The sequence below is a fragment of the Anabaena sp. 54 genome (assembly GCF_017355725.1).
GTDB classification, from domain to species: domain Bacteria; phylum Cyanobacteriota; class Cyanobacteriia; order Cyanobacteriales; family Nostocaceae; genus Dolichospermum; species Dolichospermum heterosporum.
This window is the reverse complement of the sequence record NZ_JAAVWA010000016.1, coordinates 80,728-100,711: the sequence shown is the minus strand read 5'-3', so window position 1 is coordinate 100,711 and position 19,984 is coordinate 80,728. Positions and strand designations below refer to the sequence as shown.

15 protein-coding genes, 1 tRNA gene and 1 pseudogene are annotated in these 19,984 nt (G+C 40.7%); 10 read left to right on the top strand and 7 right to left on the bottom strand.

What is annotated here, in order from left to right; all coding sequences use genetic code 11:
* Window position 1 precedes the first annotated feature (1 nt).
* The 3 genes from HEQ36_RS15655 to HEQ36_RS15645 all read left to right on the top strand — a co-directional run bounded on the left by HEQ36_RS15655 (window position 2) and on the right by HEQ36_RS15645 (window position 4,787).
* Window positions 2-427, top strand: coding sequence for an anti-sigma regulatory factor (locus HEQ36_RS15655; protein ID WP_053539128.1), 426 nt, complete (start codon window positions 2-4; stop codon window positions 425-427).
* Window positions 428-826: 399 nt separating this feature from the next.
* Window positions 827-3,013, top strand: coding sequence for an HAD-IIB family hydrolase (locus tag HEQ36_RS15650; RefSeq protein WP_168636802.1), 2,187 nt, complete (start codon window positions 827-829; stop codon window positions 3,011-3,013).
* Between the two features lie 382 nt (window positions 3,014-3,395).
* Window positions 3,396-4,787, top strand: coding sequence for a malic enzyme-like NAD(P)-binding protein (locus HEQ36_RS15645; protein WP_168636694.1), 1,392 nt, complete (start codon window positions 3,396-3,398; stop codon window positions 4,785-4,787).
* 218 nt (window positions 4,788-5,005) lie between these two features.
* Here HEQ36_RS15645 and HEQ36_RS15640 read toward each other — a convergent pair whose 3' ends face one another.
* On the bottom strand, window positions 5,006-5,434 hold the full coding sequence (locus HEQ36_RS15640; protein WP_168636693.1) for a M28 family peptidase: 429 nt from the start codon (window positions 5,432-5,434) through the stop codon (window positions 5,006-5,008).
* Between the two features lie 312 nt (window positions 5,435-5,746).
* On the opposite strand from HEQ36_RS15640, the gene HEQ36_RS15635 reads away from it, so the two are divergent.
* The 4 genes from HEQ36_RS15635 (at window position 5,747) to HEQ36_RS15620 (ending at window position 8,738) form a co-directional block, all read left to right on the top strand.
* Window positions 5,747-6,973: a sulfite exporter TauE/SafE family protein gene (locus tag HEQ36_RS15635; RefSeq protein ID WP_039201738.1), complete on the top strand. Its 1,227-nt coding sequence runs from the start codon at window positions 5,747-5,749 to the stop codon at window positions 6,971-6,973.
* A complete protein-coding gene (locus HEQ36_RS15630; protein ID WP_168636692.1) occupies window positions 6,948-7,577 on the top strand; it encodes a hypothetical protein in 630 nt (209 codons plus the stop codon). Before HEQ36_RS15635 ends, HEQ36_RS15630 begins: the two co-directional genes overlap by 26 nt.
* Window positions 7,578-8,012: 435 nt before the next feature.
* Window positions 8,013-8,561 (top strand): Mu transposase C-terminal domain-containing protein, encoded by a 549-nt coding sequence (locus HEQ36_RS15625; protein WP_233455549.1) that lies wholly within the window; start codon window positions 8,013-8,015, stop codon window positions 8,559-8,561.
* A gap of 3 nt (window positions 8,562-8,564) precedes the next feature.
* Entirely contained in the window at window positions 8,565-8,738 is a 174-nt protein-coding gene (locus tag HEQ36_RS15620) for a hypothetical protein (RefSeq protein WP_205748591.1), read from the top strand.
* 83 nt (window positions 8,739-8,821) lie between these two features.
* Here the strand turns inward: HEQ36_RS15620 and HEQ36_RS15615 are convergent, their stop codons facing one another.
* Entirely contained in the window at window positions 8,822-9,520 is a 699-nt protein-coding gene (locus HEQ36_RS15615; protein ID WP_205748590.1) for a hypothetical protein, read from the bottom strand.
* Between the two features lie 64 nt (window positions 9,521-9,584).
* Window positions 9,585-12,686, bottom strand: a complete 3,102-nt coding sequence (locus HEQ36_RS15610) for an N-6 DNA methylase (RefSeq protein WP_168636690.1) — start codon at window positions 12,684-12,686, stop codon at window positions 9,585-9,587.
* A 673-nt stretch (window positions 12,687-13,359) separates the two neighbouring features.
* Here HEQ36_RS15610 and HEQ36_RS15605 point away from each other — a divergent pair.
* On the top strand, window positions 13,360-13,599 hold the full coding sequence (locus HEQ36_RS15605) for a hypothetical protein (RefSeq protein WP_190384013.1): 240 nt from the start codon (window positions 13,360-13,362) through the stop codon (window positions 13,597-13,599).
* Window positions 13,600-13,977: 378 nt separating this feature from the next.
* Here HEQ36_RS15605 and HEQ36_RS15600 read toward each other — a convergent pair.
* Together HEQ36_RS15600 and HEQ36_RS15595 are read right to left on the bottom strand one after the other, a co-directional pair.
* A tRNA-Arg gene (locus HEQ36_RS15600) sits at window positions 13,978-14,050 on the bottom strand.
* 409 nt (window positions 14,051-14,459) lie between these two features.
* Window positions 14,460-14,565, bottom strand: a pseudogene (locus HEQ36_RS15595) (peptidoglycan DD-metalloendopeptidase family protein); the annotation flags it as partial.
* 760 nt (window positions 14,566-15,325) lie between these two features.
* On the opposite strand from HEQ36_RS15595, the gene HEQ36_RS15590 reads away from it, so the two are divergent.
* Window positions 15,326-15,793 carry a hypothetical protein gene (locus HEQ36_RS15590; protein WP_168636689.1) on the top strand — a complete coding sequence of 156 codons (468 nt, stop codon included), beginning with the start codon at window positions 15,326-15,328 and terminating at the stop codon, window positions 15,791-15,793.
* Window positions 15,794-15,881: 88 nt separating this feature from the next.
* Here the strand turns inward: HEQ36_RS15590 and HEQ36_RS15585 are convergent, their stop codons facing one another.
* Window positions 15,882-16,220, bottom strand: a complete 339-nt coding sequence (locus HEQ36_RS15585) for a P-II family nitrogen regulator (protein WP_039201734.1) — start codon at window positions 16,218-16,220, stop codon at window positions 15,882-15,884.
* Between the two features lie 160 nt (window positions 16,221-16,380).
* On the bottom strand, window positions 16,381-18,855 hold the full coding sequence (hetF, locus tag HEQ36_RS15580; protein ID WP_168636800.1) for a cell division protein HetF: 2,475 nt from the start codon (window positions 18,853-18,855) through the stop codon (window positions 16,381-16,383).
* 598 nt (window positions 18,856-19,453) lie between these two features.
* Here hetF and HEQ36_RS15575 point away from each other — a divergent pair.
* A complete protein-coding gene (locus tag HEQ36_RS15575; RefSeq protein ID WP_290708017.1) occupies window positions 19,454-19,912 on the top strand; it encodes a CBS domain-containing protein in 459 nt (152 codons plus the stop codon).
* Window positions 19,913-19,984: the final 72 nt, after the last annotated feature.

Below are 19,984 nucleotides of genomic sequence, written 5' to 3'. Positions count from 1 at the left end.
TATGAAAAGTGAACTTCATGTTCCCAGTGACCTAAATTTTATCAATATTGCAGAACAATGGTTATTCGGATGCTTACAATTACAATTAGGGGAATCTGTTGATTGGATCAAACAATCAGGTCGCTTACGCTTGGTTTTAACAGAAGGATATTCTAATGCTGTGCGTCATGCCCATAAAAACAAGTCTGGATTAACAATTTTACTGCGGTTAGAACTGAAAGACCGAGATTTATCTATAGAGATTTGGGATTATGGTGAAGGTTTTGATTTATCTACTTACTTTCCTCCCAACCCCACAGAAAAGCAAGAAGGTGGTTATGGTTGGTTAATTATGAATCGGTTGATGGATAAGGTAGAGTATCAATTACAGGTGAATGGTGCTAATTGTCTGAAACTAGAAACTACTCTCCCCGAACTATTTCTGTAAGTTGTTAGTTATCAGTTGTCAGTTGTCAGTTGTCAGTTGTTGGTTGTTAGTTGTCATTGGGAAAATTCTTTCTCCCCCCCAACTCCCCCAACTTCCCCAACTCCCCCAACTCCCCCAACTCCCCCAACTCCCCCAACTTCCCCAACTCCCCCAACTCCCCCAACTCCCCCAACTCCCCCAACTCCCCCAACTCCCCCAACTCCCCCAACTTCCCCAACTCCCCCCCAACTCCCCCCAACTCCCCCAACTCCCCCCCAACTCCCCCAACTCCCCCAACTCCCCCAACTCCCCCAACTCCCCCAACTCCCCCAACTCCCCCTGTTCCCTATTCCCTGCTATAACTATAACAAATCAGGCAAAAACGTCTGATTTATGGCTAATTATGGAGGAATCAACACTGTGATAAATGACCCAGGGTTGTATATTTTGCTCGTCAGCGTTCATGGTTTAATTCGTGGTAACAATCTAGAGTTAGGTAAAGATGCTGACACTGGTGGACAAACCAAATACGCGGTAGAACTGGCTTGCACATTAGCTAAAAATCCCCAAGTCGCAAGGGTTGATTTAGTAACCCGGTTGGTAAATGATCCCAAAGTTAGCCCTGATTATGCTCAACCAGTCGAAATTCTCACAGATAAAGCCCAAATTATTCGCATCGCCTGTGGTCCCAAACGCTACCTCCGCAAAGAAGTTCTTTGGCCACACTTAGATACATTTGCAGATGAATTACTCAAACACATTCGCAAAATCGGCAAAATTCCTCATGTTATTCATACACATTATGCTGATGCTGGATACGTAGGTTCTAGGGTTGCGGGTTGGTTAGGTATACCTTTAGTCCATACGGGTCACTCTCTGGGACGTATCAAACAACAAAGATTATTAGAACATGGGACTAAACAGAAAACCATTGAAGAAAATTTTCATATTAGTACAAGAATAGAGGCGGAAGAAATCACTCTGGGAAGTGCAGCTTTAGTTATAGCCAGCACTCATCAAGAAGTTGAAGAGCAGTATAGCGTTTACGATCACTATCAACCCGAACGTATGGTAGTCATCCCTCCAGGTGTCACCTTAGAGCGTTTTTATCCAGCCGCAGATAATTGGCAAAATCCGCCTATTCAACAGGAATTAGAGAAGTTTCTCAAAGACATACAAAAGCCTATAATTATGGCGATTTCTCGCCCAGCTATCCGTAAAAATGTCAGTAGTTTAATTAAAGCTTATGGGGAAGATCTCGAACTGCGCCAATTAGCTAACTTGGTGCTAATTTTAGGCAAAAGAGACGATATTTTGGCGATGGAATCGGGTCCGCGTCAAGTATTTTTAGAGATATTGCAATTAATAGACCGCTATGATCTTTATGGTCATGTTGCTTATCCTAAACATCATCATGCAGATGATGTACCAGATTTATATCGGTTAACGGCGAAAACCCAAGGAGTGTTTATCAACCCAGCTTTAACAGAGCCATTTGGACTGACATTAATTGAAGCGAGCGCCTGTGGTGTCCCTATCATTGCTACGGCGGATGGTGGTCCAAGAGATATTCTCGCGGCTTGTCAGAATGGATTATTAATTGATCCTTTGAATATTCAAGATATTCAAACTGCTTTGCGAACATCGCTCACCAATCCAGAACAATGGCAACAATGGTCTAAGAATGGCATGATTAATGTTTGCCAACATTTTTCTTGGGATAGTCACGTAGAGCATTATCTCGAACAAGTTCACCGATTATTGCCCCAAAAACGCATTCAATCTCTGTTAAGTCCGCTTGTTAAATCCCCCGCAGATGAACATCCCGATTGGAATATATCGGAGACTAATCACCTACCAACGGCTGATCGGTTTTTGGTGTGTGAAATTGATAATACTCTATTAGGTGATGGGGAAGCTTTAGCAAAGTTAATTGAGAGGATTCGTGATCAGGGGAATACAACTGGAGTCGGTATTGCTACAGGTCGCAGTCTGAAAAGTACCTTAAATATGTTGGAGGAATGGCGTTTTCCCATGCCAGATTTGCTGATTACATCGGCAGGAAGTGAAATTTACTACGGTCCGCAGATAGTCACAGATACAAGTTGGAAAAGACATATTTCTTACCATTGGCAACGGTCAGAAATTCGGAAAGTGATGCAGGATATTCCTGGGGTAGAATTGCAATCGGCTGATGCTCAGGGTAAGTTTAAGGTTAGCTATTTTGTGGATGAGGCAAAATCACCTAGTGTCCGCGAAATTATCCGTCGTTTGCGCCAACATCGTCTTCATGTGAAGGGATTTTATAGCCATAATATGTATCTTGATTTATTGCCTATCCGAGCCTCTAAGGGGGATGCTATTCGTTATGTGGCTCTAAAATGGGGGTTGCCTGTGCAACGCTTTTTGGTGGCTGGGGCTTCGGGTAATGATGAATCTATGTTAGCTGGTAATACTTTGGCAGTGGTGGTGGGAAATCACAGTCAGGAAGTGGAAAAGCTGCGCGGTTTACCACAGATTTACTTTGCTGAAGGAAATTATGCTTGGGGGATTTTGGAAGCTTTAGATTATTATGACTTTTTCGGCAACTTATCTCCAACACCATAAGCAGGTTGGCGTTGAAAATTGTCGTTATGGCAAGGCAAAAGGCAAGAGGCAAGAGTGAAGAGGGTTTGGGCGATTTTACGTTTCTTTGCACAGTTTGGTTTTATTGTGTTCACCTACTTAACTGTCCGGGGACTTATATTGCTCAAAAAGAGATAAATATAGAAAATCCGTCAACCACCCATCACCAAACTGAGTACAGTTTTGGTGGGGGTCTCCTGGAGGTTTAGATGAATTCATCCATATTCATCTGCGTTTATCTGCGTTTATCTGCGGTCAATAATTCTGGAAATCTGATTTTGGATGACACGGGTTTTTTGGGAAAATAAAATTTCCCGTAGCAATTCACTATAAAATCTAAAATTCAAAACAGAGATTAGCACACATGGAAAATCTTACTCCTAATTCTAGTTTTAGTGTGACATTGCGCTTACAAATTCCCAATCGGGTGGGGATGTTAGCTTCTGTTACTCAAGCGATCGCTGCCACTGGTGGTAATCTAGGACAAATTGATTTAATTGAACAAACTCGCCAAGAATCTATCCGTGATCTGACTGTTGATGCTGCGAGTACGGAACACGCGGAAACTATTGTGCAAGCGGTGAAGGGATTACCAGATATTCAAGTAATTGATGTTTATGACCGCACCTTTAATTTACATCGCGGTGGCAAAATCAGTATTGTGAGTCGAATTCCGCTCAAAAGTGTTTCTGATTTAGCTATGGCTTATACTCCTGGAGTTGGTCGCATTTGTAAGGCGATCGCCGAAAATCCAGAGGAAGTGTATAATCTGACTATCAAACAGAACACGGTGGCGATCGTCACTGATGGTAGTGCAGTATTAGGTTTAGGCAATTTGGGACCAGCGGCGGCTTTACCCGTGATGGAAGGGAAAGCGATGCTGTTTAAGGAATTTGCTGGACTTGATGCTTTTCCCATCTGTTTAGATACTCAAGATACAGATGAGATTGTCAAAGCAGTTAAAAATATCGCCCCGGTTTTTGGTGGTGTAAATTTGGAAGATATCGCTGCCCCCCGCTGTTTTGAAATTGAAAAAAGACTGCGGGCGGAATTAAATATCCCGATTTTTCATGATGACCAACATGGTACAGCCATTGTCACCTTAGCGGCTTTGTTTAATGCTCTCAAACTCGTGCAGAAATCCCTTGCAGATATCCGCATTGTGATTAATGGTGCGGGAGCGGCTGGGGTAGCGATCGCTCGGTTACTCCGCAAAGCTGGTGCAGAAACCATTTTGATGTGTGATTCTAAGGGGATTATTTCCCATAATCGCACTGATTTAACCGCTGAAAAACTGGAATTTGCTGTTAAAGCCCAAGGAACTTTAGCCGGTGCAGTTCAAGGTGCAGATGTGTTTATTGGTGTCAGCGCACCGGGAGTTTTAACCCCAGAAATGGTACAGGGAATGACGAAGGATGCAATTGTGTTTGCAATGGCTAATCCTATTCCCGAAATTCAACCCGAATTAGCCCCTAAAAACGTCGCTATCATGGCTACGGGTCGAAGTGACTACCCCAACCAAATCAATAACGTACTGGCGTTTCCTGGGGTGTTTCGTGGGGCTTTAGATTGTCGGGCTAGGACGATTACTACTAATATGTGTTTGGAAGCTGCCAATGCGATCGCATCTTTAGTTAAACCCTCGGACTTGAACCGGGAACATATTATTCCTTCTGTCTTTGATCGGCGTGTTGCTACTGCTGTGGCTGCTGCTGTCCAACAAGCCGCACGGGAAGAAGGTATTGCTCAAAGTTAGTTAATTTTTGACACTCCCCGGTCTAAAGACGCGGGGATTCTTAATCGAATAATTGTCAAGACAACTGCTCGAATAATATCCGCTTTTCAGGTATTACCTTAGATGTACGGTTCTTGCCCTGATCCTGTTTGCCATTACTGGCAGAATCATCTCTGACAAGCGTAACTTTCCGAGAGTCCCCCGGTAGGTTTTTAATGTCTTTGCTGACAAATTTTAAATTAGCTCTTCACAGTAATTATACCAGTGGCGTTATCATCTGCACCCGGAGAGGCAGGAACTGTGTCATAATGGGCAGCAATGAGAATTGCTCCGGCGGTTTTGTTTGTTCCTGGTCGTTGGGTAAAAATATTTACACCTTGAGGAAATTTTTCTAGTTGAGGTTGCCAGCCAAATTTTCGCAGTTCCTTTGTGATATATGTACGGGTAAGCGATCGCTCCATTTTGCTATAACGCCGAAAATTCAATTTTTGAACATGAGCGAAAAGTTGATTACTATCAACCAATAGAGTATTGTTCACATTTTGGGGTTTCCCCGGGGTTTGAGGTTGTTGTACAGGAGTATTTTTAACTATCGGTACAATCTCAGATTGCGGAAAAAAACCGCCAATAGTCAAAACAATCATTACCGGAAAATGTTCATTCGTCATTGACCAACGATCCTGATTGAACTGCGTTCAATTTCGCCTGTTGGTCAATTCCTCACTCGCGCGCATTCATCCCACACTCCTAAGAGTGAGATGTGGGACTTCTGCTGTTTGTGTTAAAACTACACCAAGTTTGACAGATTGTCTTTTGACATGGACATCATGATAAGAGATGTAAAAAGTATACTTTCCCAATAGACATCTCCAGAAATTAAAGATGCTTGACCTGAAACCCTTGTAGAGACGTTCCATAGAATGTCTCTAGCATCTTTTTTGGAGATGTCTAATTGCCAATTCCCAGTTCCCATCATGAATATGCTAGATTTATTACTCATCACATTACTAGGTTTCTTGGGCAGTTTTGGACATTGCTTTGGAATGTGTGGACCCTTAACAGTAGCTTTTTCTCTTTCTAAACAGCAGGAAAATCCAACTTGGCAACAGCAATTAAAGTTTCATACCTTACTCAACTTGGGGCGAATGTTGAGTTACGCTTTAGTAGGTGCTGGTATTGGCACAATCAGTTCGGTATTAGTAGAAGGTGGACAACTTGCAGGAGTCGGTAGTGATTTGCGGCGTTGGATAGCCATAATTACAGGCATAATTCTGATTTGGTTTGGTTTAGGACAGGTGAAACCAGATTTATTACCGCATATTCCCCTACTACACCCCATCTTAAAAGGGAATTTACACAACCGTCTCAGTGCAGCTATGCTCAAGTTATCTGCACAAACTCAATGGTGGACACCAACACTTTTGGGCATGACATGGGGATTAATGCCCTGTGGTTTTTTATATGCGGCTCAAATTAAGGCTGCGGCGACAGGGAATTTGTGGCAAGCAACAGCGACAATGTTAGCTTTTGGAATTGGCACGCTGCCCATCATGCTAGGTGTAGGTGTTTCTACGGCTTTAATGAGTAAAGATCGCCGCAGTCAATTATTTCGCTTGGGTGGTTGGCTAACTCTAATAATTGGGGCTATTACCCTCTTACGAACGGGGGATACCATGACAGACTATAGCGGACACGCTTCTCTAATTTGTTTAATTCTCTCATTGATTGCCCGTCCTGTGAATAGTTTTTGGTCTGCACCTCTGCGTTACCGTCGAGCTTTGGGAGTTGGGGCTTTTGTTCTGGCTGGGGTACATACTATTCATCATGTTGAACATTCTCTAGCGTGGAATTTCAACGCTTTTTGGTTTTTAAAGTTAGAATTTCAATGGGGGATGATTGCAGGAGCTATGGCATTATTATTAATGCTTCCTGCTGCTTGTACAAGTTTCGACTTTCTGCAAAAGTCATTAGGTAAGCGTTGGCGACAAATTCATCTCCTGAGTGTACCAGCTTTGTTATTGAGTGCTATTCATACGCTGATGATCGGTTCTCATTACCTGGGTGCTTTCAGATTAAGTTGGCAAAACCAGTTAGCAGCCGTGTTCCTGGGGATAATTATTTCTGGTGTATTATTAGTGCGCTCACGGTATTTTTGGTTATATTTACATCTAGAAAAATTTTATGTTCCTCCCAATAAGTCGCGGTAAATTGACTCGTTCTACTCAATGTAACAGCAAAATCAGGTATCTATTATTATTAATTTTATCTAGTTTGATAGTTACTACAAATACTCAAGTTTTAGCCCACACGGTGAAAATATCCGAAGATGTGGGTGGTACTGTCCATTTAGAACCTAATGATAATCCCCGCGCTGGGGAAGTTACTCAAACTTGGTTTGCCCTGACGCGAAAGGGTGGTAAGGTAATTCCTTTAAAAGATTGTAATTGTCGGTTGGCTATTTATGCTGAACCTCATGTAGCAGGAGAACCAGCATTAATTGAACCTCGATTAAAATCTATTCAGGCTGAACGGTATGAAGGCATACCAGGAACAGAAGTAACTTTTCCTAAACCAGGGGCTTATCAGTTGCAATTGAGTGGTAAACCGGTGATTAAGGGAAGTTTTAAACCTTTTGAGTTAAAGTTTGTTGTCACTGTGGCTACAGGAAAGGCTGTAGATATTTCTCAACCGGGGCAAAATGTCAACGAGAATCAGCAAGGAACAAAAATTGGTTTAGTACAACCTTTAATTTGGTTGGGAGTTTCGTTAATTTCAGGTAGTATTGTAGTTTTTTTGAGACAAATTAAGTAAGTTGGCGTTAAAAATTGTCGTTGGGATCAGACATTTGACTTTTGACTTCTGCCCTGCGGTACAGTCTGTCAAATAAATTTTGACGGATAAAGAAGAAATGAACCACGAAGGACGCAAAGAGCGCGAAGGAACAAGGAAGAGGAGAAAGAAGCTTGTTTAACTTTAAGAGAATTAGAACGTCTATTGGTAAGGTAAGTAGGTGAACACAATAAAACCAAAGTGTGTAAAGAAAAGTAAAATCGCCCAAAGCTTCTTCACTCTTGCCTCTTGCCCTCCCATAACGACAATTTTCAATGCTAACCTACTTATCTCGTAGACAAATATAACCAAAGTATTGATGCTCGTTTAGGAGATCAAACTCGTTATCAAAGATGGGAAGCTGGGTTAATTGTTGCACCTGATTTAATCTCAGAAGAAGATTTGCGTATTTGTTTAATGAAACAAACTCGACGCTCGATTTATAGGGGTGGATATCTGCAACTTGAAAATCTCACCTATCGGGGTGAAAACCTAGCTGGTTACGCTGGGGAAAGCGTGGTGTTGCGATTTAACCCCAAAGACATTACAACTATCTTGGTTTATCGTCAAACAGGTTCTCAAGAAGAATTTTTAGCTCGTGCTTATGCTCAAGATTTGGAGACTGAAGAATTGTCTCTGGATGAGGCTAAAGCCATGAGTCGCAGGATTCGCCAAGCAGGTAAAGAAATTAGTAATCGTTCGATTTTGGCTGAGGTAAGAGACAGAGAAACTTTTGTTAAGCAAAAGAAAACGAAAAAAGAACGCCAAAAAGAAGAACAGATTGTAGTTGAAAAAGCCAGCAGTGAGCGTCTTGCCCTGAGCGAAGTCGAAGGGAGTCGAACTGTTAAAAAACCTGTGATTGTTGAACCAGAAGAAATAGAAGTGGCATCTGTGGAAAGTTCTTCACAACCAGATATGCCAGAGGTTTTTGATTATGAACAAATGCGCGAAGATTACGGGTGGTAAATCATGACTTCACAACAAGCCCAAAGTGTTGCTCAAGAATTAGGTGATATTCTCCCCAATGATGAAAAATTACAAGCAGAAATTCACCGATTGAATCGGAAGAGTTTTATTCAATTGGAACAGGTGAAAATGCTCCATGATTGGTTCTATTCGGTAGTCGGTTATAATCAGTTTTAGATAAACCTCTTTTGTAATTATTTTGCAAACTAAATTTAGCTAATTTAATACATTTACTCACTAATTAATTGCAAGTCTTGTATCTATACTGATGATGTATCAGTAGGGGCTGGGGCAATTATTTTTAATAGTAAATGGTGACAGCGAAATTCAGCAGGATATGATTTTCCCGGAGGAACTAGTCGCTGGTGATCCGAGGTTTTGTGATCACGAATTGGAAAATCTGGATGATCATTTAATGTGCATGGTACTTTAGTCTCAATATTGGTAAAAGCTTTGTTAGGATCACCAGAAAAAAGATAACCGAGCATTCCTCCTTCATAAGAAAAGGGTGCATACTTGCAAGTTATAAAATTTTCATTTATCTCTTTTACATATTCACCTACTGCGCCATCTGTTTTTAAAACTTTAGCTTCTAAAGGCCATATAATCCTTCTATTCTTTCTAAGAATAAATGCAATGTCATACTCTTTTGGTTGTGCTGGTGCAACTTGACGAGTCTCCCTTTCATAAGAACCATGTTGAACATAATATGGCTCATCCCCTGTCATAACGCTGCGAATTTCTGGCTCAAGCAGTTGAGTGATATCTCTTTCAATATCATCTTCAGCTTGACTACAATCAATTTCTGAGAATACCTCGTTTACTAATAAATCATATCCTTTCCACACAAAAGTAAGTATATTGATTGATGCTGTTTCACACCAATCCTTAGAAATCGCCATAAATTCATCTGTCTCTGGCCATCTTAATTCCGAAATTGTCTGCCGTCTTCTAATCAAAATTTAACTCCTGTACTACTAATATTTTGCGTTTAAATTTAGTTAATTAATCTCAGATATATATCTAAGTCATAATATCTGCGGCTACTTCGTCAGCATCTCTTAAAGCCATAGAGCGAGTCCAATAACGAATTTTGTCAGGTTTGATTAAATAAATAGTAGGAATTTTTACTCCATTCAAATCTACTGAATCATAAATCCTGGCAACACGCTGATAAAAGATCCCACCATCTTCTATACTTCCTCTTTCCAGATACAACTTATTTAAGCTTTCCAATCGTTCCATTAAATCAGGGGAGTCAATAGTTTTAATATGAACACCTTCAGAATCAGGCTTATTAAGATAAATAGCCACTAAGCGGACAGGAAGAAGAGTCTTAGTTTGTTCCTGAAATATCGTGGCGCAAACTTGTTTATCTTGTCCAAATCCTGCTTTAAGAACTCGCAAGAAATACTCACAATATGCCGTAAGTTCAGGTTCAGTATTATTCTGAGATTGATTATTATCTATACGGTGAGTTCTTTTGCGTCCTGGAGAAGCAACATCTCCTTTAAAATCTGGCAGAGTGTAATTAAATAGATCATTAATTAGCACCCATTCACTATCTTTAAATTCAAAAGCTTGTCGTATGCGCTCATCTATACCATCAATTGTTTTTATATTATGTAATTCTCCTACCGATAATTTAGGTATTGGCACACGCAGTAAATCATTTACATTAACTTCTGGGATATAAGAAGCAAAACGACCGCTAGTAAGTAGTAAATAGTAGACAGCTAACTTACTGTTGTATGATAGACACGCAGCATTCAATTGTGAAATATTCTCGTCAGGAATATGTATGCTCACATAACTTTTAGAGCAGATAATTCCTTGATTTGTACCATCAGGATTAACTATTACTGAACAAAATCTAAGGCTTTCTTTCTGCCAACTTTGCTTTACAATCATTTGTGGCAGTTGAAATGCAGATAGGCTACTTAATCCTGTACCAGAGTCAATACATGGATCATCATTGATAGGAAGTTCTTCAGCGTTTAGGTAGAGAAAACTGCTATCAAGTGATTCATCTGATTCCAGTATTCGTTTATTCAATAGACTATTTTCTACTTTTCTTCCATCACTTCTTATTACTCCTTGGCGTGTTTTAGCAATGCCACGCTGTTTAAGTTTTTTAATACTTGATTCTTGATTCAATCTTTTTACCAAGGATAGATCACGTCTTCCTCCCCACATTAAAGCTGTCCAAACTAATGGATTTGCGATCGCTTCTTGTGGGTAAATTGTATTAATATAATCTGGCTCAATTACTATATGATAGTCATCCTCATTTGTCATAACGGGCTTGGGACAAATGTATGTCAAAGGCTCACCATCAGGAGGTATTGCTGACATTGTAATGATACAAGCTGGAGAAATAGCATCTTTGAAAAGTCCAAAACGTAATGCAGACAAATTAACTATTTCGTCAATTTTGAACTCTGAAAAAAGTCTGGATCTAAATTCTTGAGCAGTGCCGACCTGATTAAAAATCAAAGCCAGTGCAGGTTGCATCATTGCTATTTGTCCACCAGATTTAGTTAAAGCAGCAGCTTTTGGCAGAAAAAGTGGACCAATATTACCATAGGTTATTGTCCAAACATCTCTAGCCCAAGATTTTGCTGCCGGAGTGACAGTATTTTTACCCCAGGGTGCATTACCTACGACTAAATCATATTTACCAGCATCCTGAACAGAACGAAAACCTTCTTTATCTTCTTGAAAAAAATCAGCAGCAATTAATTGACGTTCACGTAATCTAGGAAAGCGAAACTCATTCTCCCAATAATATTGAGGTTCAACTTTATCAAGCATGGTTAAATAAAGACTAAAAGATGCTACTCTCACAGCTTGAGCATCTACATCAATACCAAATAAATTATTTTCTAGTAAATATTTTAAATCACTTGGCTGAATTGTTTTTGGATGAGCTTGTTCCCATCTATGAATTAAACGCTGAAATGCTTTAACAAGAAAAATTCCTGAACCACAAGCAGGATCAAGAATCTTGATATCCCATTCTTGACTATCCCAAGGTAAAACACCATCTAGTACAAAGTCAACTATATGTTCTGGTGTGTAATGAACTCCTGTGCCAGATTCTTTACTAACAAACTCCTCATATATACTGCTAATAAACTCCAAAGGTATAACGTCAAAATGGTAGTATGGCCATAGACTTAATTGTCCAGTTTCAATGTCTACATGACCACTAACAAAATCAGCAAGTATATTTAGATGAAGTTCTTTAACTTTTTGTTCTTCTGTTTGCCATTCAGCTTCACGTTCTTCTTCAGTAGCTCCTTTGCCTGGGAATAAATCACCATTAAACTTGCTGTTGAGCCAACGGAAAAATTGGTAAGTATCTCTATGATTTCTTAATATGTCAGCTAAACGAGAGTATCTAGCCGATAATAATAATTTCTCAGTTATATTTAAAGCAGGATTATCTTCAAAATCTTGACGGTCAAAAAGGAATTGAATGAAAATAATTCTGGCTAATAAATCATGAATTGTATCATCATCAAGTTTATTTTTTTGAAGTCTTTTCCGAACACTTTTCAGATTTTTCAAGAGCATCTGGTCAGCGGCTTGTTTTCGTTGAAATCGCTGGCTATGTTCTTGAAAAAATTGACCTGATACTAAATCAGCCCAGTGTAACCGCAAAGTTTCAGCAGCTTGACCTGAAAGAGATACCTGATTAAATGACTCAATTTCCCGTTTAGAAACATCAATTACAGGATTGATAATATCTTTTTCTTTTGGAGGTTTTTCGTAGCACGTCCAAATTCTTAAGCGATTAGGTTCTGTTGTAATTAGTGATGGTGTACGAGAAAAACTCCAAGCAAGTTGATGAGTTTTTCTCAGTGTTTCTTCTGATATTTCTGTGGGAAAGTCACACACCAGAGCAATGGGTGTTTCTGTTGAGTCACCTTGAGGATTTCCAGCCAGCACGCCTATTTGCACACCATGACCATCGGAAAGTTTGCTGATAGTTCTACCTAATTTTTCCCTAGCGATTCGTGCATAAACACTTGGACCAGCACCAGATGGCTCCAAAATTTCTTGTGGAGTTGGCCAGTGAAGCTTTTCATGTGCTAGTTCAAGTAGTCCAGACTGTGACATTCCGTTTTTTACGCTGAATTAAAGTATAGTTTCAGATTTCAACCATCACATTGTCATAAGAATACCCGGTAAGTGGGAAACTCAGTGGCTTTAGCCCTGAGAGGGAAACGACACGAGCGGTTTTAACCGCTGTGGATATTAAAATTGAAACCAGATTTTTGATTGGAATCTGGAAACCAACTCCCATTTCTGGGGTAATGTTAGCCTCGACCTGTTATGAGAGCTTGTTAGGCTTGCAACACTGTTCCAGTGACCTTAGAACTGTTTAATCACAAGCGACAGAGCAGGGAACTGGCTACGCATTCGGTGGGTGTCGTGACTCAAATAACGGCTACCCTTAGACTAAGCTTAGGGTGGTCTGGTCAGTACGGCTTGCTTGATTACTCTTGCAAGCCCAGTCCCTTTAGGGCTGGGTTACTGACGATATTGATTGATATTCTTCAAGAGTACAGGAGTATTATCCATTGCTGCAATAATAATATTTAAATATAGTTCATAAAATTTTATTTAGAGCGATCGCTCCGCTCGCCGAAGGCATCGCACTTTCATCAAAAGCAAGCGATGCTCCCAATATACAGTAATCATGCGACTTCAGTTTTAATCAGCCAATTTTTTAGCTAACCCCTGATAAATAACATCTAACCACACGGGAATCACAGAATCTGCCGAAATTTTGGCTCAATTTGCTCCCCAAAATCCTGCTGAAACTCAACCAGCGAAAAGTAAAAAAGGGAAAAAATCTCCAACTTCAGATAGCGAACGTAATTTATCAAAAAACTTATTCGACACTTACAGTAATACAGAAGATAATTTAACTCGTTGTGCCATTAGTTATCTACTCAAAAATGGCTGTAAAATTAGCAATAAAGATTTCAACACCTTTCAACACCCCTCCCGGAGTGGGGCGGGTTGAAAGGCAATAGCTTAGGTTGTTGTGGTATTGGTGTCTGAATAGTTTCAACACCCCTCCCGGAGTGGGGCGAGTTGAAATGCGTTAGTGCAAAAATACAAAAAATATTTAGGTGGGTTGAAAGATCGGAAGGTCGTCGGTTTAATTTGGACGGAGCTTATAATAAGTAGTCGGACAAAATTAAATTCACTCGTTGAGAGAGGGAACAGGGAACACTTCGACAAGCTCAGTGCATCGCAGGGAACAGGGAACAGAAAAATCAATTGTGTAATTAATTCTGTCCCATTACTTAGTAAACAAACTATTGACCGTGAGGGACAATAATTTGGCAATGCGGACACCAATTTGTCAACGCGGACAAATAATCTGGCAAACGACAAATGAGCGCGGAGGGATTCGAACCCCCGATCTACAGGACCGGAACCTGTTGCTCTATCCACTGAGCCACGCGCCCTTATATCTCTATTACCATAGCATACTTTTTGAATTTAAATAAAATTAAATTATGAGTAATTTACTGGGTCAACGGGTGTAAGTAATTGGACAAAAATATTTACAGTCATTGCGAGCGAAGGGAAGCAATCACAACCCTTGGAATTGCTTCATTTCACTTCGTTATATATGGCTAACGCCACGCTGCGCTAACGCAATGACATTGTGTAATTAATTCTGTCTCACTACTTACCATCACGGCGGACTTCAAAATGGAGGTGGGGTCTGGTGGATAAGTAATTGGACAAAAATATTTACAGTCATTGCGAGCGAAGGGAAGCAATCACAACCCTGGCGATTGCTTGATTTCACTTCGTTCCATTTGCAATGACATTGTGTAACTAATTCTGTCTCACTACTTAAGCCTGTAGAACAGCAGCGATCGCTTGTCCTTTCTGTACAGTTTGTCCTTCACTAACATATAATTCTAGTGTGTCCATAGAGGGTGGTCATCGCCCGACTATGGCTGATAATCAACATAAGCAGGATTATGCCTGACCTGTGGCAAAATTTAACACAGCGATTCAAACCGAATTCCTATTCATGGCAGTAATTACGGGTAATAAAGTCAACCACCCATCATTTCCCTTCGGGTAAGTGAGGGCTTGTAAAAGCCTAGTTGACCAGACTCAGTTCTTAACCGAACTACGTTAGAGGGAAGAGTTAAAGACCTACCAGGGGATGCGTAGCTAGTTCCCTGCTCTAGAACTTCAAAGTTAAACAGGCTTAAGGGTTAAACCAGTGCTTTTAAGATAGTTACCGACCTCTAACATTGTCAAAGCTAACATGACCCCAGAAATGGGAGGCTCTTCGGAGCAAAATATTATGTCCAAAGTATTTGTTTTAGGGACTTGGTGGGGGTCTCCTGGAGGTTTAGATGATTTATTGAATATTACAGCAAATTGTCATCAAACCCGGAACAAGAACCCCACCCCCAACCCCCTCCAGTATCAAAAGCTTATCCTTTTCTTCCCCCCGCTGCGGGGGGATTGAGGGGGGTGCGATGAGGGGGCTAAGATGTACCTTATATGATTGGAAATCGCTGTATGAGCGATCGCAATAGTGGCTGTGTAAGTAGGTGAACACAATAAAACCAAAGTGTGTAAAGAAAAGTAAAATCGCCCAAAGCTTCTTCACTCTTGCCTCTTGCATGAGTGCCTCTTGCCTTCCCAAAACGACAATTTTCAATGCTAACCTAGTTAGTAACACACTTTATTATTTTGGGTATCCTATTAAAATGGAAACCTTGATACTAGCAGTGCGAAACCGTCAACTCCCTTATTTTTTATTTTCTTTGACTTTAGTGATCATAATTGGCTTTGTTAAGTTCTTAGATAAATCCCCAAGTTTTCCCTGTGAAAAAGAGGGATTTATGGTTAGCCAAATTACACAATCTTACATCCATCCTGAGAAAATATTAGTCCGTCCCTGGTTGGGTCAACATCATGTATATGCTGTATTTATGCTGCCAAATAATTATGTATATGATTGGCTTATCAAAGTTAATTTACCAGTCAATAAAACCTTTTGTGGAACTACCGTTAAATTCACTCAAGCTATAGATGACATTAATCTTCAACCAGGACATTATTTAGTCAGGGGATATTTGCAAACACGCACTGCACTCCAATATATCTTTGCGGGCAAAATAAATGACTTAAAGCAAGTAAGTAATTGGCAATTACTTACCCACTCTGTCAAATAAAGATAAAAAAACGCTGCTGATTTTCTGTTTTCACAGTCAGGGACTCAGCAACGCTATTTTTTAATCCACAGTATTAACTACTGACTACTTACACAGCTTCAGTATTCTTTTCACCTGTTCTAATTCTCACAATTTGTTCAACAGGGGAGATGAAAATTTTACCATCACCAATTTCACCGGTACGGGCGGCGGCGATAATTTTATCTACAACCATATCAACTTGGGCATCTTCAACCACAATTTCCACTTTCAGTTTTTGGAGAAACTCCACAGTATATTCCGAACCCCGATAGCGTTCAGTTTGACCCTTTTGCCGTCCGAAACCCCGAACTTCAGAAACTGTCATCCCGACGATGCCCGCATTAACTAAGGCTATTTTCACTTCATCCAATTTAAATGGACGAATAATGGCTTCTACTTTTTTCATTTTTTTGATTCCTGACTTCTAATAACGTCGTTTATATATCTAAGCAGATTCATTGTCTCACGCTGTGAATACAGCCATAGTTATTTAATTTCAGCCTGATGTATGGGATTTCGCACTTTTTTTACACTTCCCATTATGGACTATTTTTTGGCAAAAGTGATCACTTCGCCTGTCCCAGACTCTGCCAATCAGCGATCGCCTGTTCCGTCCATAGCCAATTTTGTGATAACCTCTCAATAGTAAAGTCTGCTGGTGCATTTTGAATCACCATCTGCCGCAGTTTAATCGCTTCCTGTAAATATTGCTGGCGTTTATCAGCAGGTTGATTCTTCGCCGATTTATATAAACCCAATGCTAACCCAGCATAAGCCGTCAAAGCCTCCGGTTCTCCCGCTATTTGGGGATATTTCATTGGACCTGAACCTTGATTCTGTTGAGGTTTTAAAGCCAAACTCAGCGACTTAAACCAAGCATCATTAGCATAATTGAGATTATCCTCCCCATAATAGGCAAATCCTAAAGAATTATTATATAAAAGAGAATCTGGCTGATTTTGTACAGCCCTAGCCCAATAACGACGGGCATCATCAATACTGTACTTATTATTTTTCGTTTGGACTAACTGCCAAGCTAAACGCCCCCGGAAAAAGTTCACAGATGGATTTTCAGCATCCTGAACAGGAATCAAATTTAAAGCTGTTTCCGCAGCCGTAAAAGCCCCACGATTTAGTAATTCATTAATAGCATCCAACCCAGACTTTAAATTACCTTGACTCAACTGTGCCGTAGCTGTAGCCGTGACAATTCCCGTAGATGAATTAGCTAAATTAATGCGTGGATACTGATTACTCGTGAAATTTTCTCCGGGAATTGGTGGAACATCAGAAGACTTCTGTGCTTGTCGTTGATGCCACCACCAACCAATCCCCACAATCATAGTAATTACACCTGCTCCCACCAAACCATACAGCAACAAGGGTGATTTCATCCAGTAAGAGCGATTACCCTTGGGAGTCACAGGTGACGGTGATAACTGAGGATTTACCTCACGCTTCTCAAAATTCAAAGGAGTTGGCGTAATTTGAGTGGGAACATTTCCCCAATCTAAATTTTGTTTCGTGGGGGCAACCTGCATTTCCGACTGATAATGATGATTCTCCTCGATTAATTCCGCCTTCATACTTGGTTTTTCTGGTTTAGTCACCGGATTGCCAAGCTGACGAAGCAAATCAGAAACTATTGCCGAGTCCTCATTATAGCTAGGGTCATCATACTCAATCTCATCCACAAGATCACCCCAAGTATCCTCCCCTAGCCAGTCTACCTCCGTCGTTTCCTCTTCAAAATTATGATTAAGAATATCATCTATAGCCATTATACTTTCTAGATTACTGGCTATAGCAGAATAATTATCACTATTAGTCAGCTTAGTCGGCTGATACTCGTTCAGCAACTCAGAATAGCCAGATAAATTAACTTGTGGTGTCAAACAACCATCAAATTCTCGCTGAAGATACAAAATCGGCAAAGCCCAGTACATCTGTTGAGAACCATAGGCAGAAATTAAACCTTGACGGACTCGACTTACACATAAATCTAAAGCATAGCCCTGACCCAAATTGCGGTAAAACAACTGTGTCAGCGTCAGTGCCACCTCGTCAGGGATGCGTTCTGACATCGCCAAAATACTTCTAATTCCTCGTTTTACCAAACTTTCAGTTAAATTCCGTTCCCCTGAGTCTTCCGCTACCTCGGATCTCGCCCGATATGCCCCCAAACAGGAGTTAAACACTGCCACTTGAATATTATTATTCACCAGTAGCCCAGCTAAATCATCTCCATTGAGAGTTTCTGTTAAACCAGTTTTTTTACTCACTAAATAAATTTGTCCACCATTGCCACCCAAATTGCTGTGACCAGAATAGTGGAGAATATGGTAATGTCCCTGTTCTAGGGCTTGGGTAAGTTCTTCCCGTCCCGGTTGATCTAGAACAGTTAATTCAATTTCTGGTAGATGATGATTACCATCAGCCACCTTTAATGTTTGGCGGCGCAGTTCTGCCTTCAGATTAATAGCTTCTTGTTTGAGTAAATCCAGCCGGACTAAATCAGTAGGTGCAGAAATGACCATTAACACTCTTATCCCCCGTGCTTCCGGCGACATGGGCAGATTATGAGTTGGTAAACGGGATGGTGGGGCAATCCCACTTTGGTAACGGGCAAAGGTAATATAAGGCCCAGTAGCCAAAGGGCGATCGCCAGCGTGCATAATTTCCCACGGCAACCGCGCCAACCGCGTATCCTTCAGTCCTAATCTTAGCCGCAGCACCTGTTGGTGATTTTGGGCAATACCTTGGGCGGTAATCCAACTATCCCGCAGCGTTCCTTGAAACAACGCATTATACAAATCTTGTCCCAAGGCTACCAAGTTAACAGAGTTTCTGGCTACTATATTCCCCTGCAACACTGACTGCAAAGGATCATCCATTAAATCCCCTGCGGCAGTCAACCACTCAGCCACAGGCCAATGCACCAGTTCTTCTGCCACTGGCACCCCAGGCGCAACTTGTTCCGTCCTCACCAGATAGTCATTTTGCCCCACCGACGTTGCGGAAAGGTGAAATTCCTGGGTCACAACTTCTGCTCCATAAAACTTAGACAATGCTGATAGCACAACGTGGCGCAAGCCATACATTGCTGTTTATTTCCCGCCTCCACCAAGGTAGAATACTACTTCTTGTCCACGGGCGTAACTTTCGGGTGAGCCAACCGTACAAATTCCTTTCGTACATTCAGCAGGTTATAACCCACATTTCAATCCCCATCCATTATAATCATATCCCACATTCCCCAGATACCAAAGCAAATTTAGGAATTAAAAATTTAGGAGAGATCAAGGGTTTCGATAATTTTAGAGGGGGGGAGTGAATAACTACCTCGAAGTTCCTCGTTAAGTAGGTGTATTTTCTCTATAACTAGAAAGACTTTCTGAACTATTTTCAATTTCTCTTTTTGCTTCACAGGTAAATTATCTTCTTTTTTAACAAGACATATCTACTCTTATTTATCCCTGTCAATATTTCCTTTTTCTCCTCCTCATCTGTTTTCTGGTTTAAGTTCCTGCTACATCTATTTTCAGATAAAAAGTAACAATCTATTAACAGTATTTATTTGTCACCGATAATTTTCTACAATAGTGAAAAAGACTTTTATAAAAGGTGCAAGTTAAAAAAGTGTCTAAAACTGTTGCTGAAGTAATGAGTCGTGATCCTATCCTCGTCCATCCTCAAACTCCCTTAAAAGAAGCTATCCAAATTTTGGCAGAAAAACGAATTAGCGGTTTACCTGTAGTTGATGACGCAGGTAAACTAGTGGGAATTATCTCCGAAACAGACTTGATGTGGCAAGAAACAGGTGTGACTCCTCCTGCATATATTATGATTTTGGATAGCGTGATTTATTTACAAAATCCTGGTGCGTATGAACGAGATTTACATAAAGCTTTAGGACAAACAGTAGGAGAAGTGATGAGTAAAAATCCCCTGACTATTTCTCCTGATAAACCATTAAGAGAAGCGGCGAAATTAATCCAAGATCACAAAGTTCACCGTCTCCCAGTCCTTGACACTGTGGGTAAGGTCATTGGTATTCTAACTCGTGGTGATATTGTTCGCACCATGGCTGCTGACTAGTAGTCTGTCAACCCGGAAATGACGGGGGGTAGGGGAGGTAGGGGAGGTAGGGGAGGTAGGGGAGGTAGGGGA